Origin of the sequence: Gloeobacter violaceus PCC 7421, assembly GCF_000011385.1 — a bacterium.
Taxonomy (GTDB): Bacteria; Cyanobacteriota; Cyanobacteriia; order Gloeobacterales; family Gloeobacteraceae; genus Gloeobacter; species Gloeobacter violaceus.
The window spans coordinates 1563000-1579252 of sequence record NC_005125.1 but is presented as its reverse complement, the minus strand read 5'-3'; the positions used below and the strand labels follow the sequence as shown (position 1 = coordinate 1579252).

At 59.8% G+C, this 16253-nt stretch carries 11 protein-coding genes, 2 tRNA genes, 3 rRNA genes and 1 pseudogene; 11 read left to right on the top strand and 6 right to left on the bottom strand.

Going from position 1 to position 16253, the window contains the following annotated elements; translation table 11 throughout:
* Positions 1-204: 204 nt before the first annotated feature.
* Complete coding sequence (locus GLL_RS07655) at positions 205-441, top strand: hypothetical protein (RefSeq protein ID WP_164928407.1); 237 nt, start codon at positions 205-207, stop codon at positions 439-441.
* A 147-nt stretch (positions 442-588) separates the two neighbouring features.
* On the top strand, positions 589-2226 hold the full coding sequence (locus GLL_RS07650) for an ABC1 kinase family protein (protein WP_011141468.1): 1638 nt from the start codon (positions 589-591) through the stop codon (positions 2224-2226).
* A 7-nt stretch (positions 2227-2233) separates the two neighbouring features.
* Here GLL_RS07650 and GLL_RS07645 read toward each other — a convergent pair whose 3' ends face one another.
* Both GLL_RS07645 and dut read right to left on the bottom strand, forming a co-directional pair.
* The gene (locus tag GLL_RS07645) at positions 2234-3265 is read right to left on the bottom strand and encodes a rod shape-determining protein (RefSeq protein ID WP_011141467.1); all 1032 of its coding nucleotides are present in this window, start codon (positions 3263-3265) and stop codon (positions 2234-2236) included.
* A 495-nt stretch (positions 3266-3760) separates the two neighbouring features.
* Positions 3761-4204: a dUTP diphosphatase gene (dut, locus tag GLL_RS07640; protein ID WP_164928788.1), complete on the bottom strand. Its 444-nt coding sequence runs from the start codon at positions 4202-4204 to the stop codon at positions 3761-3763.
* 37 nt (positions 4205-4241) lie between these two features.
* Between dut and queG the strand changes: the two genes are divergently transcribed.
* The 8 genes from queG to larB all read left to right on the top strand — a co-directional run bounded on the left by queG (position 4242) and on the right by larB (position 12329).
* Positions 4242-5201: a tRNA epoxyqueuosine(34) reductase QueG gene (gene queG, locus GLL_RS07635; protein WP_011141464.1), complete on the top strand. Its 960-nt coding sequence runs from the start codon at positions 4242-4244 to the stop codon at positions 5199-5201.
* A gap of 37 nt (positions 5202-5238) precedes the next feature.
* Positions 5239-6327: a threonine synthase gene (gene thrC / locus GLL_RS07630; RefSeq protein WP_011141463.1), complete on the top strand. Its 1089-nt coding sequence runs from the start codon at positions 5239-5241 to the stop codon at positions 6325-6327.
* A 210-nt stretch (positions 6328-6537) separates the two neighbouring features.
* Positions 6538-8022, top strand: a 16S ribosomal RNA gene (locus tag GLL_RS07625).
* Positions 8023-8163: 141 nt separating this feature from the next.
* Positions 8164-8237, top strand: a tRNA-Ile gene (locus tag GLL_RS07620).
* A 12-nt stretch (positions 8238-8249) separates the two neighbouring features.
* Positions 8250-8325: transfer RNA gene (locus GLL_RS07615), tRNA-Ala, on the top strand.
* 153 nt (positions 8326-8478) lie between these two features.
* Positions 8479-11262: ribosomal RNA gene (locus GLL_RS07610) — 23S ribosomal RNA — on the top strand.
* Positions 11263-11338: 76 nt separating this feature from the next.
* Positions 11339-11454 (top strand): 5S ribosomal RNA (gene rrf / locus GLL_RS07605).
* The 16S, 23S and 5S rRNA genes sit together here with 2 tRNA genes alongside, the layout of an rRNA operon.
* Positions 11455-11510: 56 nt before the next feature.
* On the top strand, positions 11511-12329 hold the full coding sequence (gene larB / locus GLL_RS07600; protein ID WP_011141462.1) for a nickel pincer cofactor biosynthesis protein LarB: 819 nt from the start codon (positions 11511-11513) through the stop codon (positions 12327-12329).
* A 10-nt stretch (positions 12330-12339) separates the two neighbouring features.
* Here larB and GLL_RS23650 read toward each other — a convergent pair.
* From GLL_RS23650 to GLL_RS07585, 3 genes and pseudogenes are all read right to left on the bottom strand, one after another.
* A pseudogene (locus GLL_RS23650) lies at positions 12340-12591 on the bottom strand (MGMT family protein); the annotation flags it as partial.
* A complete protein-coding gene (locus GLL_RS07590; protein WP_011141460.1) occupies positions 12592-13470 on the bottom strand; it encodes an SDR family oxidoreductase in 879 nt (292 codons plus the stop codon).
* Positions 13471-13525: 55 nt separating this feature from the next.
* The gene (locus tag GLL_RS07585) at positions 13526-14302 is read right to left on the bottom strand and encodes a hypothetical protein (protein ID WP_011141459.1); all 777 of its coding nucleotides are present in this window, start codon (positions 14300-14302) and stop codon (positions 13526-13528) included.
* Between the two features lie 72 nt (positions 14303-14374).
* On the opposite strand from GLL_RS07585, the gene GLL_RS07580 reads away from it, so the two are divergent.
* Positions 14375-14794 carry an acyl-CoA thioesterase gene (locus GLL_RS07580; protein WP_164928787.1) on the top strand — a complete coding sequence of 140 codons (420 nt, stop codon included), beginning with the start codon at positions 14375-14377 and terminating at the stop codon, positions 14792-14794.
* Here the strand turns inward: GLL_RS07580 and GLL_RS07575 are convergent.
* Positions 14783-16192, bottom strand: coding sequence for an aspartate ammonia-lyase (locus GLL_RS07575; RefSeq protein WP_011141457.1), 1410 nt, complete (start codon positions 16190-16192; stop codon positions 14783-14785). The genes GLL_RS07580 and GLL_RS07575 overlap by 12 nt on opposite strands.
* Positions 16193-16253: the final 61 nt, after the last annotated feature.

The following is a 16253-nucleotide window of genomic DNA, read 5'->3' as shown; positions in this document are numbered from 1 at the left end:
TCTATACCCGGAAGAACATAAAACTATACCCTGCTGTCGATCTCAATTCGGTCGCCGGGGGGAGAGCGCTGAGGGTTTATGGACCTATGATGAAAACAACAGGACGTAGTTCTTTTGCAAACGTTTTGTCCATTTAGTAGCTGAGGTTTTCCAATGGTTAAGTCGGAACGTTTTGGTCCTCTCGGCCAGTCGCGTAGGGATGGAGTGAGCGATCCGGATGAGGGCTACGCAAACTTCAACCACGACGATCAGACGTTGCTTGAGAAGACTGGCAACGTCGACCAAAAAGTGGTCTACAAGGAAGTGCATCCCAAATACTTTCACTGGACGCTGCCCGACGGCCGCAAGATAGCTCTGCACCACGTGCACGATGCGAGCAAGATCAGCAATATGATCCGGGCGGCCCGCTGCGACGAGAATGGCAACCGCATCTGGTGGTAGCTTGAGTTAAAACCTGATCATCTTTACAAGGGCATCCAAAAGGATGCCCTTTGTGATTGGAAAAGCAATATTCCCGCTCAAAGGCGGACCCATCTAACCGTGCCCCGATCGACAATAGAAGGCGTCCCCACCCAAAGCTATTTGCCCATGCTTGCCAACTTCGCACCCGATTGGACACGCCAGCGCGAGATTTTGGGCATTTTTTCCCGCTATGGCTGGGGCTACATGACCAATGCCCTGCAAAACAAAGAAGACGGTTCCGGCGAAGAACCCCGCCTGCCCCTTCCCAAAGTTTTCAAAGAGATCCTGATTGACCTTGGGCCGACCTTCATCAAGCTGGGCCAACTGCTCAGCACCCGACCCGACCTGCTGCCGCCCGAGTACATCAAAGAGCTGTCCGAGTTGCAGGCGGATGTGCCCCCTGCACCCTGGGAGGCGGTACAGCAGGTATTGCGTTCCGAGTTAACCACCCCGATGGAGAGCGTGTTTCGGGAGTTCAATCCGGTACCGGTGGCCGCCGGTTCTCTCGCCATGACCTACCGGGCGCGTCTGATGAGCGGCGATGTGGTGGCAGTCAAAGTTCAGCGCCCCGGCATCGAACGCACCGTCGAGAGCGACATCCGCATACTTAAAGGACTGGCCGATTGGTTCTCCTCCCAGTCGAGCTGGGGCAAGTACTACGACGCGAAGGCCCTCGCCGAAGAATTCGCCGCCAGCCTTCTTGGAGAACTCGACTTTACCCGCGAGGGCAAAAATACCGATTCGCTGCGCGCGAGCCTGAAGGGCAGCCCCTGGTTCGATTCCAACCGGGTGGTTGTGCCTAGCGTCTACTGGGAACACACCACCCAGCGGGTTCTGGTACTCGAGTGGATAGAAGGCAAGCCCATCCTGGGACTGCCTCTACCTGAAAAAGCCCCGGAACTGGCGGATCTGACGGTGCGGACTTTCTTTCAGCAGATTTACGTCGACGGCTTTTTTCACGCCGATCCGCACCCCGGCAACCTCTTTCGCCTGCAGCCGCCGGACGGAGCGCCCCTGCGTCTCGCCTTGCTCGACTGCGGCATGGTCGGCACCCTCGATCCGCGCACGCAGCAACTGCTTACCGAGCAATTGCTCGCCATCGTTCAGGAAGACCCCCAGCGCTTCGCCCAGCTCACCCTGGACCTGGGCCAGGCGGTCGACAACGTCAATTTCGCCCGGCTCCAGGGCGAATTCGACCGCCTGCTGCGCCAGTACTACAACCGTTCGTTGGCGGAGATCAACTTCGGCGCCCTGCTCTACGACATGCTGCGGGTATTGCGCGAAAACGGCATTCGCCTGCCGGGCAATATCGGGCTCTACGTCAAGGCCCTGGCCAACCTCGAAGGGGTGGCCCGCTCCCTCGATCCCGATTTCAACATGGTCGAGACCGTCAAGCCTTTGATTACCGAGCTGTTTCGCCGCCGGCTGTTCGGCACGGCACCGCTGCAGGAGGCGCTGCGCTCCGCCCTCGATTTGCGCGAATTGCTCCTGAAGTTCCCGCGCCGTCTTGACCTGCTGCTGCAGGGCTTGACCGGAGAAACTCTCCAGCTGCGCGTCCAGCTGAACGGCTGGGAACCCGTGCAATCGAGTCTCCAGGAGGCCGGCAGGCGGATCTCGACGGGGCTGCTCTCCGCCTCGCTGGTGCTGTCGGGAACGCTTGCCTTCACCCTGGATACCACCGGCCATGCGGTTTGGCTCGGCAGCATCCTGCTGGTGCTGGGCGGTTTATTGGGCTTCGGGTTGGTCTTCGGACGCCGGGCGTAGAAGCGCGCTAGCTGCCCGAGAAGGTGCCGCTGAAGACGCGGTTGAGGGTATTGGTCTCCAGGATCTTGCCGGTTCCCAGCACCACGCAGTTGAGCGGTTCCTCGGCGACGTGCACGGCGATCCCGGTCTCGTGGCTGATCAGGCCGTCGAGGCCCTTGAGCAACGCCCCGCCTCCGGCCAGCACAATCCCCCGGTCGTAGATGTCGGCGGCCAGTTCCGGCGGCGCCTGCTCCAGGGTGCGCTTGACCGCCTCGACGATGGCCGAGAGCGGCTCGCTCATGCTCTCGCGCACCTCGGTGGCATGAATCGAGATCGTGCGCGGCAGACCCGAGAGCATGTGCAGCCCACGCACCTCCAGTTTCTGCTCGTCATCGCCCTTGTGGGGGAAAGCAGAGCCGATTTGTATCTTGATCATCTCGGCGGTGCGCTCGCCGATCACCAGGTTGTGGAGCTTTTTAAGATAGGTGGCGATCGCCTCGTTCATCTCGTCGCCCGCCACGCGCACCGATTCGGAGATGACGCTGCCCTGCAGCGAGATAATTGCCACCTCGGTGGTGCCGCCGCCGATATCGACGATCATGCTGCCCACCGGCTCCGAGATCGGCAGCCCCGCCCCGATGGCGGCGGCGATCGGCTCCTCGACCAGAAAGACTTCTTTGGCCCCGGCCTGCACGGCCGCTTCCATGACCGCCCGGCGCTCGACCCCGGTCACACCGCTCGGGATGCCGATCACCATGCGGGGGGCGAGCAGCGACTTGCCCACGACTTTGCGAATAAAGTGCTGCAGCATCAGCTCGGTGGCGTCAAAATCGGCGATCACCCCATCGCGCAAAGGTCTGGAGGCGGTGATGTTGCCGGGGGTGCGCCCAAGCATCTGCCGCGCTTCTTCACCGACCGCGAGCAGCTTCTTGCTGTCGCGGTCGAAGGCGACCACCGAGGGCTCCGAGAGCACCACTCCCTGGCCAGCGATATAGACGCACGTATTTGCCGTCCCCAGGTCGATGCCGATGTCGCGCCGAATGCGGTTGAAAATTCCCATAAACCCCTGCACCTCTGCTGTTCGCCTGTGTAGAGGGCACCAATCGTCGGTGGAAACAGCTCAAAAATTTCCACCAGCCAGGCCCCGCGGGCACAACGAGAATAGCAGGCTTCGCCGCAACGTTCTAGATCAGCAACCGCGCGCGCACAAAAAATAATCTTCCTCCGGAACATAAATTTCCCAAAGCCGCCCGCGTACCCGGCTGGAGCCGTACACGCGCCGGGCACAGGCAGTACACTCACCCCGTAAAATGTCGCCTGCGAACATCCACCAACCGAGCGAGCCGCAGCGCGGACATTGCACATGCCTGCCCAATCGAATACTCGAGTTTCTAACCAGGGACATCACCATTTCCGGCCTCCCCTTTCTGCAGGAATCGTGGTTATACGTTAAGGTGTAATACCTAATGAAAATATCGGTTTACATCTGTTTCGAAACCACACAATATTTAACGTTCTACAACCATCGTAGAGGCCGTTCTATTTGGGTGGCCTCTTAGTAGCCGCTGCTGCCGAAGCTCCCGGTCTGACGTTCGGAGCTTTCGAGTGTGCTGACTTCGACAAACTGCACCTGCGGCACCGGCAGCACGACCAGTTGGGCGATGCGATCCCCACGCGAGACGACGACGGGAACCTCGCCGTGGTTGATGAGCAATACCTGAATCTCGCCGCGGTAGCCGCAGTCGATAAGGCCCGGGGTATTGAGCACGCTGATGCCGTGGCGCGCCGCGAGGCCCGAGCGCGGTTGGACAAAGGCCATGTACCCTGCAGGTAGACCGAGAGCGATCCCCGTGGGCACGCGCGTGAAGCGGCCGGGAGCGATACTCAAGGGGACTGCATGGGCGGCGAACAGGTCGAGCCCGGCGTCGCCGGGATGGGCGCAGGTAGGAAGCGCAAAGCAGTGAGCAAGGCGCTGGATGGCAACACGGACCGGGTCCATCGACAATAGAAATAGCGGCAAACGGATCTCCCACACAATGGCACCGACGGCGGCGCAAATCAAATCGAGAGCCAGGGCTCTCGGCTTTCACAAAGTTGGAATTGCTCGTGCCGACGCGCTCGACGGCGAAGCGGCGGAGCGGCTTGGCGGGTGGCTCGCCGCCGGATACGCCGGCGAGATGCGCTGGATGCACGACCCGCGCCGCCGAGACATCCAGCAAGTATTGCCTGGGGTGCGCTCGGTGATTTGCGTGGCCCTCAGCTACAACACTGCCCAGGGCGAGCCCGCTCCCGGCCAGGCGCGCATCTCGCGCTACGCCCTCGGGCGCGATTACCACAAGGTGCTCGGCAAGCCGCTCAAGGAGCTTGCCCGCTGGATAGAAGCAAGCGATCCCGGCTGCCGAGCCGTCGCCTATGTCGACACCGGCCCCGTCCAGGAAAAAGCCTGGGCCGAGGCGGCCGGGCTCGGCTGGATCGGCAAGAACGCCTGTTTGATTACCCTTGAGTACGGCTCCTGGGTTTTCCTGGGCGAGATCCTCACCACCCTCGACCTCGAAGCGAACGATCCCCACCCCAATTACTGCGGCACTTGTACGCGCTGTCTTTCGGCCTGCCCGACCGCGGCCCTTGTCGAACCCGCCGTGGTCGACGCCCGCAAGTGCCTGGCCTATCACACCATCGAGAATCGCGCTCCGGAGTTACCGGAAGCGATCGCCGAGCACCAACACGGCTGGGTGGTGGGTTGCGACCTGTGCCAGACTTGCTGTCCGTTCAACCTGCGCGCTGAGCGGTGGGGCCGATACAGCGAGGTGGCCGACTTTGCACCGCGTGATCCCTGGAATGAGATCACTCTCGATCAACTCGCCGACCTTAGCGACGCCGAATTCGAGCGCTGGAGCGAAGGGAGCGCCATCCGGCGCGTCAAGGCAAGCGGTTTGCGCCGCAATGCCCGCAGTGCTCTGGGAGCCTCCGGCGATTCACTAGCCCAGGCCCATTGAAATTGGGCACAATAAGGGCGTCTTTCGCTGAAACGCTATGACTGCTATCCTCCCGCGCAGCGGGGCAAACTGGCCCGGACTCATCGAGCACTACCGCGAATATTTGCCCGTGGACGAGCGTACGCCGGTGGTGACGCTCCGGGAGGGCAACACGCCTTTGATTCCCCTCGAATCGATTGGCCGTCGGCTTGGCCGCGGCTTGCGAGTTTGGGCAAAATTCGACGGCCTCAACCCGACCGGCAGCTTCAAAGATCGTGGGATGACGATAGCTGTGTCCAAGGCCAAAGAAGCCGGGGCGCAGGCGGTGCTGTGCGCGAGTACCGGCAATACTTCCGCTGCCGCTGCCGCCTACGCGGCCCGGGCAGGCCTGCGCGCCTACGTGCTCATTCCCGAAGGCTACGTCGCCCTGGGTAAACTCGCCCAGGCGTTGGTCTACGGTGCCGAAGTGATCGCCATTCGCGGCAACTTCGACCAAGCGCTGGCGATTGTGCGCACGATAGCCGAACACTACCCCATCACCCTGGTTAATTCGGTCAATCCGTTTCGATTGCAGGGCCAGAAAACGGCCGCTTTCGAAGTGTGCGATCAACTTGGCACCGCCCCCGACTGGCTTTGCATTCCAGTCGGCAACGCCGGCAATATTACGGCCTACTGGATGGGTTTTTGCGAGTACGCCCAGCGCGGCCGGATTGCCGGGCGCCCGATTTTGCAGGGTTTTGAGGCGAGCGGTGCAGCAGCACTGGTGGGGGGCAAAGTCGAACCGGTGGCCCATCCGGAGACAGTAGCCACCGCCATCCGCATCGGCAACCCGGCAAGTGGCGTGCGCGCCCTTGCCGCGGTGCGCGCGAGCGCAGGGGCCATCCGGGTGGTGAGCGATCCGGAGATTCTCGAAGCGTACCGGATACTCGCCTGCGAGGAAGGGATCTTCTGCGAACCTGCTAGTGCCGCCGCGGTGGCAGGACTGCTCAAGTACGGCCACGAAGCGCCTGCCGGTGGGCAGGTGGTCTGCGTGCTCACGGGCAATGGCCTCAAAGATCCGGACCGGGCCATCGCCGTCTCAGCCGTGGAAATCGCTCCTGGAGCAGATCCCACTGCTTCGGCGGTAGCAAAGGCGATGGGTTTCTAGAAAAACTTTGCTAGAAGGGTTGACGTCTCGGGATAAACCTGGGTATAGTCGTGATTGTCGAAACGCGCTCCCAAGCGAGCCGCAAGACGCCGAACCTTGAAAGCTGAATAGTTTGGAAGCCAAGCAAGCAAGCTCGTAGAACAACTCGGTCAGTTCTTCGGAACGGACCATTTTTCCGGAGCAATGCTCCGGAGCCAACTCAAACAAACCAAAATGGAGAGTTTGATCCTGGCTCAGGATGAACGCTGGCGGCGTGCTTAACACATGCAAGTCGAACGAGATCTTCGGATCGAGTGGCGGACGGGTGAGTAACACGTGGGAATCTGCCCTCAGGAGGGGGATAACGGCCGGAAACGGCCGCTAATACCCCATATGCCGCAAGGTGAAATGAATTTCGCCTGAGGATGAGCCCGCGTCTGATTAGCTAGTTGGTGGGGTAATGGCCTACCAAGGCTACGATCAGTAGCTGGTCTGAGAGGATGATCAGCCACACTGGGACTGAGACACGGCCCAGACTCCTACGGGAGGCAGCAGTGGGGAATTTTCCGCAATGGGCGAAAGCCTGACGGAGCAACGCCGCGTGGGTGATGAAGGCCCGTGGGTCGTAAAGCCCTTTTGTCAGGGACGAAACCTGACGGTACCTGACGAATAAGCATCGGCTAACTCCGTGCCAGCAGCCGCGGTAATACGGAGGATGCAAGCGTTATCCGGAATTATTGGGCGTAAAGCGTACGTAGGCGGCCAGCCAAGTCTGGGGTCAAAGCCCGCAGCCTAACTGCGGAAAGGCCCTGGAAACTGGTTGGCTAGAGTGCGGTAGGGGCAAGGGGAATTCCCGGTGTAGCGGTGAAATGTGGAGATATCGGGAAGAACACCAGCGGCGAAAGCGCCTTGCTGGACCGCAACTGACGCTGAGGTACGAAAGCCAGGGGAGCAAATGGGATTAGATACCCCAGTAGTCCTGGCCGTAAACGATGGACACTAGGTGTTGCGCGTATCGACCCGTGCAGTGCCGTAGCTAACGCGTTAAGTGTCCCGCCTGGGGAGTACGCACGCAAGTGTGAAACTCAAAGGAATTGACGGGGGCCCGCACAAGCGGTGGAGCATGTGGTTTAATTCGATGCAACGCGAAGAACCTTACCAGGGCTTGACATGTCGCGAATCTCGCGGAAACGTGGGAGTGCCTTCGGGAACGCGAACACAGGTGCTGCATGGCTGTCGTCAGCTCGTGTCGTGAGATGTTGGGTTAAGTCCCGCAACGAGCGCAACCCTCGTCGTCAGTTGCCATCATTCAGTTGGGCACTCTGGCGAGACTGCCGGTGACAAACCGGAGGAAGGTGGGGATGACGTCAAGTCAGCATGGCTCTTACGTCCTGGGCTACACACGTGCTACAATGGTTCGGATAAAGGGTCGCAATCTCGCGAGGGGGAGCCAATCCCATAAACCGAATCTCAGTTCGGATTGCAGGCTGCAACTCGCCTGCATGAAGTCGGAATCGCTAGTAATCGCAGGTCAGCATACTGCGGTGAATACGTTCCCGGGCCTTGTACACACCGCCCGTCACACCATGGAAGCTGGTCATGCCCGAAGTCGGTATTCTAACCGCAAGGAGGGAGCCGCCGAAGGCGGGGCCGGTGACTGGGGTGAAGTCGTAACAAGGTAGCCGTACCGGAAGGTGCGGCTGGATCACCTCCTTTCTAGGGAGACCCCCGGCACCTCCTGAACCACCTTACGGATGTGTATGTGGTCGAGGTTGTCCGGTATCCTAGGTCGACGAGTTTGTGGCTTTCAAACTATTCACTGGTTCGGGTTTTAGCAGCCGGTTGGCTGCGGATTTTGGGCTATTAGCTCAGGTGGTTAGAGCGCACCCCTGATAAGGGTGAGGTCCCTGGTTCGAGTCCAGGATGGCCCACATCCAAATTCTGGGGGCATAGCTCAGCTGGTAGAGCGCCTGCTTTGCACGCAGGAGGTCAGCGGTTCGAACCCGCTTGCCTCCACCACCCGAGCCGATGTCTAACTCTTGCGTCTCAAAATGGCATTGTGCTACGTTGAGACTCTGCGAGAAATCAGCACCTTGAAAACTGCATAGTGACGTAACAACGAGTAGACCACCAATGGGTCGACTACGAATGCAACGTAATCGACCAAGTGTAAGTCAAGCTACACAGGGCGTACGGTGGATACCTAGGCACAGTCAGCCGATGAAGGACGCGGCTACCGGCGAAACGCGACGGGGAGCAGGAAGCATGCTTTGATCCGTCGGTGTCCGAATGGGGAAACCCGGCATCCTTAACAGGGTGTCGTCCGCAAGGACGGGAACCAGGCGAATTGAAACATCTTAGTAGCCTGAGGAAAATAAAGTAAAAACGATTCCCTCAGTAGCGGCGAGCGAACGGGGAAGAGCCCAAACCGATGGGTTACGACCTGTCGGGGTTGTAGGACAGCTATCTGGAGTGCGTTTGCTAGGCGAATGGGTTGGAAAACCCGACCAAAGAAGGTGATAGTCCTGTACTCGAAAGCAAACAAACCCTGGCTGAATCCTGAGTAGCACGGGGCACGTGAAATCCCGTGTGAATCTGCGAGGACCATCTCGTAAGGCTAAATACTGTCTGTGACCGATAGCGATTAGTACCGCGAGGGAAAGGTGAAAAGAACCCCGGGAGGGGAGTGAAATAGAACATGAAACCGTATGCCTACAAGCAGTGGGAGCACGATTTAACGTGTGACCGCGTGCCTGTTGAAGAATGAGCCGGCGAGTTACGGTCAGTGGCAGGTTAAGCCGAAAATGGCGGAGCCAAAGGGAAACCGAGTCTGAATAGGGCGCTAGTCACTGGTCGTAGACCCGAAGCCTGGTGATCTAACCATGGCCAGGATGAAGCTTGGGTAACACCAAGTGGAGGTCCGAACCGACTGATGTTGAAAAATCAGCGGATGAGCTGTGGTTAGGGGTGAAATGCCAATCGAACTAGGCGATAGCTGGTTCTCCCCGAAATGTGTTTAGGCACAGCGTTAGGTGTTTATGGGCGGGGGTAGAGCACTGATTCGGTGCGGGCTGCGAGAGCGGTACCAAATCGAGCCAAACTCCGAATACCGTCCAACATAGCCTGGCAGTGAGACTGTGGGGGATAAGCTCCATGGTCGAGAGGGAAACAGCCCAGACCACCAACTAAGGTCCCCAAATTGTAGCTCAGTGATTAAGGAGGTGGGATTGCACAGACAACCAGGAGGTTGGCCTAGAAGCAGCCACCCTTGAAAGAGTGCGTAATAGCTCACTGGTCAAGCGATCCTGCGCCGAAAATGAACGGGGCTAAGCTACATACCGAAGTTGTGGATTTATGGTAGGGGAGCGTTCCGCAGTAGGATGAAGCGTCAGCGACAAGCAGGCGTGGACGAGGCGGAAGTGAGAATGTCGGCTTGAGTAGCGCAAACATTGGTGAGAATCCAATGCTCCGAAAGCACAAGGTTTCCTCCGGAAGGTTCGTCCGCGGAGGGTTAGCCGGGACCTAAGGCGAAGCCGAAGGGCGTAGTCGATGGATAACAGGTGTATATTCCTGTGCTGTGTCGCTGGAGTGTCAAAGGGACGCATGAGGATAGGCCATACCCTTACTGGATTGGGGAGCTCCTACGGGAGCAGTTTGGCCGAAAGTAGTGCCGAGAAAAGCTTTGCCACATTGAAAGCACGCACCCGTACCCGAAACCGACACAGGTGTGCAGGTAGAGAATACCAAGGAGCGCGAGATAACCCTCTTTAAGGAACTCGGCAAAATAGCCCCGTAACTTCGGAAGAAGGGGTGCCCCCGCGAGGGGGTCGCAGTGAAATGGCTCTGGCGACTGTTTACCAAAAACACAGGTCTCTGCAAAGCCGCAAGGCGACGTATAGGGGCTGACTCCTGCCCAGTGCCGGAAGGTTACGGAAGTCGGTTAGCGAAAGCGAAGCTGGCGACCTAAGCCCCGGTGAACGGCGGCCGTAACTATAACGGTCCTAAGGTAGCGAAATTCCTTGTCGGGTAAGTTCCGACCTGCACGAAAGGAGTAACGATCAGAGCGCTGTCTCGAAGAGGGACTCGGCGAAATAGGATTGTCTGTGAAGATACGGACTACTTGTACCCGGACAGAAAGACCCTATGAAGCTTTACTCTAGCTTGAAATTGGGTTCGGGCTTTGTCTGCGCAGGATAGGCGGGAGCCGGTGATACATCTCTTGCGGGGGGTGTGGAGGCAACGGTGAGATACCGCTCTGACAGGGTCTGGATTCTAACCTACGGGGACAGTTTCAGGTGGGGAGTTTGACTGGGGCGGTCGCCTCCTAAACGGTAACGGAGGCGCGCAAAGGTTCCCTCAGGCTGGTCGGAAATCAGCCGCAGAGTGTAAAGGCATAAGGGAGCTTGACTGCGAGACCTACAAGTCGAGCAGAGACGAAAGTCGGCCTTAGTGATCCGACGGTTCTGCATGGAAGGGCCGTCGCTCAACGGATAAAAGTTACTCTAGGGATAACAGGCTGATCTCCCCCAAGAGTCCACATCGACGGGGAGGTTTGGCACCTCGATGTCGGCTCGTCGCAACCTGGGGCGGTAGTACGTCCCAAGGGTTGGGCTGTTCGCCCATTAAAGCGGCACGTGAGCTGGGTTCAGAACGTCGTGAGACAGTTCGGTCCATATCCGGTACAAGCGCAAGAGTGTTGAGAGGAGCTCTCCCTAGTACGAGAGGACCGGGAGGGACTGACCGCTGGTGTACCTGTTATCGTGCCAACGGTAAACGCAGGGTAGCTATGTCGGGAGTGGATAACCGCTGAAAGCATCTAAGTGGGAAGCCCACCTCAAGATGAGCACTCTCTCCGCAAGGGTAAGACCACGGGAAGATTACCCGTTAATAGGCTCTAGGTGGAAGCGCAGCAATGTGTGCAGCCGAGGAGTACTAATAGGTCGAGGGCTTGACTTACTTGTTGGTGTTACTTGTTGAAATACGTCACTGTGCAGTTTTCAAGGTGTTGCTTTTATGCAACGCTGTAAGTTTTCCTGGTGCTCAGGCGCAGTGGAACCACGCCGATCCATCCCGAACTCGGACGTTAAACGCTGCAGCAGCGAAGATACTTGGAGGGCAGCTTCCTGGGAAAATAGCCCGGTGCCAGGGAAATAATCAAAGAGGCCCCAGTCTAGAGATTGGGGCTTTTGTTTTGGGTTGAAATTATGAACGCCGAACTGCTCAAACAACTGTTGCAAAGCGTGGCGGATGGAAATCTGCAAGTAACCGAGGCTTTAGAGAAACTGCGTACATTTCAAGTAGAGTCCCTCGATTTTGCAAAGCTCGACCACCACCGCGCCCTGCGCACGGGCTTTCCAGAGGTGGTCTGGGGACCGGGCAAGACTTTTGAGCAAATTGCCGCTATCCTGGCGCGTCTGTCGGAACACAACTCGGTGGCGATGGCGACGCGGATCGACCCGGCGACTTTTGAGCAGGTGCGCGGGCGGCTGCCCGAGGTCCGGTATTACTCGCAGGCGCGCATTTGTGCAGTATTCAACCCTCGGTTGCCGCCCAACCAAATAGCCGGATGTGTAGGGGTAGTGAGCGCCGGTACTGCCGATTTGCCTGTGGCGGATGAGGCGGCGGTGACAGCCGAGCTGTGCGGCGCTGAAGTGCTGCGGCTTTGGGATGTAGGGGTGGCGGGTATTCACCGGCTGCTAAGCAATCTGTCGGCTCTGGAACAGGCGGATGTGCTCGTTGTGGTCGCGGGGATGGAAGGGGCGCTCGCCAGCGTGGTCGGCGGACTGGCACGAGTTCCGGTGATTGCCGTTCCAACCAGCGTCGGTTACGGTGCCCACTTTGGCGGGCTGGCAGCTTTATTGGCGATGCTCAATAGTTGTGCTCCCGGTATCGGGGTGGTCAACATTGACAACGGTTTTGGGGCGGCGATGCTGGCGGCTCAAATTCTGCGGGTGGCTGAGCGCAAGCACCTGGCTGCCAGCCAAACTCCCCCAGATCGATCCGCCCAGAGCAATCAAAAGTGACCCCCTCCGCCTTCAGCAGAACCTGTTGGTAATCGTCGTTACCGAGGCGGTGGGGAGATGCGGAAATTTCGCCTTTTGCGTTGATCACGCGCTGCCAGGGGACGTCTGCGTCCGGGGCGACCCGAAACAGGGCATAACCCACCTGCCTGGCCCGACCGGGCAAGCCTGCCCAAAGTGCCACCTGGCCGTAGGTGGCCACTTTGCCCGCGGGGATACGGCGGACTACAGCGTAGATGCGTTCGTAGACGGGCGAATTGGCCATTTAGGTGGAGTACAGGAGGTTGCGGCGCAAAAAGTGGTGCAAAGACTCCAGTTCGATCTGGAAGACCTGCTGGACCTCGTGGGGGTCGCAAGTGTATTCGTTGGCCAGCAACACCCGCAAGGTGCCGAGATCCCGGCTGATGACCGGATTGACCAGACCGATCAACGTGCGGGCCGCATCGAAGGCTTCGATAGGAAGTTGCAGAATCTGGCCGGCGCGGTTGAATAGCTTTTCGAAGATTTTGGGGATCTCGTCGCGGCGGAGCGATTCGGGGCCGCCGATGGCAAAAGTTCGATTGCGGGCTTCCGGCAGGCTCGCTGCCTGGATAGCGATCTCGCTCAGGTCGTCGGTACTGACCAGCGATGTACGGTTTTCGCGCCGACCGATCAAAAAATAGAACCCGGTGCGCTCAAAATTGCGTGCAAGTGTGAGCAAGTTGGAGGCAAAACCTGCCGGTCGCAAAACGGTGTACGGGATCGGGGTACGGGTCAGGTATTTCTCGACTTCGCGCTTGGCCTTGAAGACAGGGGCGTCGTCGTAGTGGCGATCGGCCCCGAGGACCGAAATGTAGACGAAGCGTTCGACTCCTTGTGTTTGGGCCGCTTCGATGAGGTCGATGTTGGCCTGGTATTCGACCTCGGCGATGCTCTGGCCGGGCCGGGTGCCGTGGGCGCTGATGACGTAGCGCGCGCCGCGGACGGCCCGCTCGATCAGATCGCGGCGGCGAAGATCGCCGATGAAGATTTCTGCACCCATCTGTTCGAGGTCGGCGTAGCGGGCTTCCAAGCGCACGAAGGCCCTGACCGGTTGGCCGCGCCCGCGCAAAGACCGGACAATTCGCCGACCGAGATCGCCCGTGGCTCCTGTGACCAAGAACATACTGCGCCCCTTTGTCGCCCTTCCGCTGGTCAGAACCGGAAGAATTACCGAAATGCTAGCCCAAATAGTTGTAGGGGGGGATGTCTTTTCGGCGCACCCACTGAAACCCACTTTCCGGGGTTACTACTGCAATATCGATGGGGCCGCCACAAGTCTGGGGGCCGCTTGCGAAGCGCTGAAAATGCACTTGGGTGGTGGCTAGAAACTCGACGTACTCGACGCCTTCCTGCAGGCTGAAGGCGTAGTAAGGCACCCGGGCTTGGCCTTGGCCGTCGATGAGGCTCTCGGTCACCAGTCCGGCGTAGGCCGGGGCAAACCCAAGCACCAGCCGCGTGAGCGCCTCGAACTCGCCATCCCAGAAAATGGCCGAGCTGCTCAGGTCGAAGCGCTGGGTCTCGCCGGAACTGAAGTGGTTGACCTTGAAAATCTGGGCGTCGGCCCCCCGGCTGGCAAGGATATCCGGAGTCTGGAGGGTATCGCCAAAGGTTGCCCGGTGCCCGCCGCTCGGGCGGGCAAATCCGGCGAGCAGATAGGTGATCGAGCCCTGATCGGGAGGAGGCAGGTTCTCGGTGAGGGCACTGATTACGGTCGGCATGTCCGCGAGGGTCGGGGCCACCCGCGTGGCAAAGTCCTCCAGCCAGCTTGCGACTGCCCGTCCCTCCAGAAAGCTGCTGCCGCAGGTGAGGATGCCGAGGGCGTGACCCTGGACGCCGAACAGTTTCAGGTTGCTGTCGGACAAGAACACCAACTGGCCGTTCTCCTGAATAGTCAGGCGTGAATCGGCTGCGAGCACGACGCCGGAGGATACTTTAAGGGCCACGATGATTGTCATGGTGCAAAATTAGCACCCACGGTGCAAAATTGGACCTGCCGACCGGCTTTGCGCCGCCCAGGAGAGTGTTGCGTGTCCGACGCCAGTGCCTACGCCGAGAGCGAGATTGTCCTACCGATTCGGCCCAATGATTATGACTACGCGGCCTACCTCAACAACGCCGTTTATGTTGAATTTTTAGAGGCGGGGCGGATGGACTGGGCGGAGCGCAACCGCCTCGATTTGTTTCAGTCCACCTTTGCCCCGGCGGTGGTGCGCCTCGAACTCGACTATCTGCGGGCCTTTATCCGGGGCCGCGACCCGGCCATGGCCACCGTGCGCACCCGCTTGACGGAGCTGAAACTGGCACGGCTTATTTTCGATCAGACGCTCGCGAACGCCAAAGGAGAACTTTGTGCCCGGGCTGTCGTCCACGTCGTCATGCTGAACCTCGAAATCAACAAGGCGGTTGCGGCTTCCGAGGCATTGCAGCGCATCCGCCTACCGGTCTGAGGCGGCCTGCGTCTCCGGCAACCGGCTCATCGCTTCAAGGTCGAGGATCTCGGCGAGTTGCGCTTCGGTCAGTAGCCCCCGCTCGAGAACGATCTCGCGCAGGGAGCGGCCGGTCGCGAGCGATTCTTTGGCGACGGCGGCGGCGTTGAGATAGCCGATGTGGGGATTGAGAGCGGTCACCAGGGCGATCGAGCCCTCGGCGTAGGCCAGGCAGCGCTCGGGTTGGGCCTGGATGCCGTCGATGCAGCGCGCTCGAAAGACCGTGAGGGCGTTGGTGAGGATCGTGAAGCTGTGGAGCAAGTCGTAGGCGATCAGCGGCATCATCACGTTCAATTCCAGTTGGCCCGCCTGGGCGGCCAAGGCAATCGCCTGGTCGTAGCCCATCACCTGAAAGGCGACCATCGTGAGCATCTCGCACAGCACCGGGTTGTACTTGCCGGGCATGATCGACGAACCCGGCTGCACCGGCGGCAGTTCGATCTCACGCAGGCCCGTCTTGGGGCCGGAATCCATCAGGCGCAGATCGCCCGCGATCTTGACCAGATCCTGGGCCAGATTGCGCAGGCTGCCGGAGACGGCCACGAAGGGCGCCATGCTCTGCATTGCCGCCATCGGTCGGGGGGCGGGGGTGAGGGGGTGCCCTGTCAGCCGGGCCAGTTCGGCGACGACGCGCACCCGGTACTGGGGATGGGTGTTGAGGCCGGTACCGGCGGCGCTGCCCCCCAGGCCCAGCACCAATAGCTCGCGGCAGGCGGTTTCGATGCGGGCGCGGTGCTCGCCGACGATCTGGGCATAGGCCAGAAATTCATCCCCAAGCCTTATGGGCACCGCGTCCTGCAGGTGGGTGCGCCCGGATTTGACGATGGGCAAAAACTCGTTGCCCTTGGCCTCGAAACTTTGTTGCAGGGTGCTTAGCGCCTCCAACAGCGGCGCGCTTGCAAAGAGCGCTCCCAGACGGATGGCAGTGGGGATCACGTCGTTGGTGGACTGGCCGTAGTTGACGTGATCGTTGGGGTTGACCTGCTTGTAGTCGCCCCGCGCGTAACCCAGCAGCTCGAGGGCGCGGTTGGCGAGCACCTCGTTGATATTCATGTGGTGGGAGGTGCCGGCGCCCGCCTGAAAGATATCGACCACGAACTGATCGCTCCACTGGCCCGCCAGCACCTCGTCCGAGGCGCCAATGATCGCCTGGGCCACGTCTTTGGGGATGCATTCAAGCTCGGCGTTCACCCGGGCGGCGGCCCGTTTGATGAGGGTGCAGGCGCGCACGAAGTCGGGCAGCGGGCCGATGCCGCTAATCGGGAAATTCTCGACGGCGCGCAGGGTCTGGATGCCGTAATAGGCTCCGGCCTCCAGGGTGCGCTCGCCCATCGAGTCGCGCTCGGTTCTTGGTTGCATGGCGGTCAGTGAGCAGGAAGACTTGCCGATCGTGCCACGAATCGGAACCTGTCCGACCCGT

Excerpts from the sequence above, each read along its gene's own strand:
- GLL_RS07645 (WP_011141467.1), bottom strand. The coding sequence starts at position 3,265 with ATGGGAATTTTCAACCGCATTCGGCGCGACATCGGCATCGACCTGGGG.
- queG (WP_011141464.1), top strand. The coding sequence starts at position 4,242 with ATGGCACCGACGGCGGCGCAAATCAAATCGAGAGCCAGGGCTCTCGGC.
- larB (WP_011141462.1), top strand. The coding sequence starts at position 11,511 with ATGAACGCCGAACTGCTCAAACAACTGTTGCAAAGCGTGGCGGATGGA.
- thrC (WP_011141463.1), top strand. The coding sequence starts at position 5,239 with ATGACTGCTATCCTCCCGCGCAGCGGGGCAAACTGGCCCGGACTCATC.
- GLL_RS07650 (WP_011141468.1), top strand. The coding sequence starts at position 589 with ATGCTTGCCAACTTCGCACCCGATTGGACACGCCAGCGCGAGATTTTG.
- GLL_RS07575 (WP_011141457.1), bottom strand. The coding sequence starts at position 16,192 with ATGCAACCAAGAACCGAGCGCGACTCGATGGGCGAGCGCACCCTGGAG.
- GLL_RS07585 (WP_011141459.1), bottom strand. The coding sequence starts at position 14,302 with ATGACAATCATCGTGGCCCTTAAAGTATCCTCCGGCGTCGTGCTCGCA.
- dut (WP_164928788.1), bottom strand. The coding sequence starts at position 4,204 with ATGGACCCGGTCCGTGTTGCCATCCAGCGCCTTGCTCACTGCTTTGCG.
- GLL_RS07590 (WP_011141460.1), bottom strand. The coding sequence starts at position 13,470 with ATGTTCTTGGTCACAGGAGCCACGGGCGATCTCGGTCGGCGAATTGTC.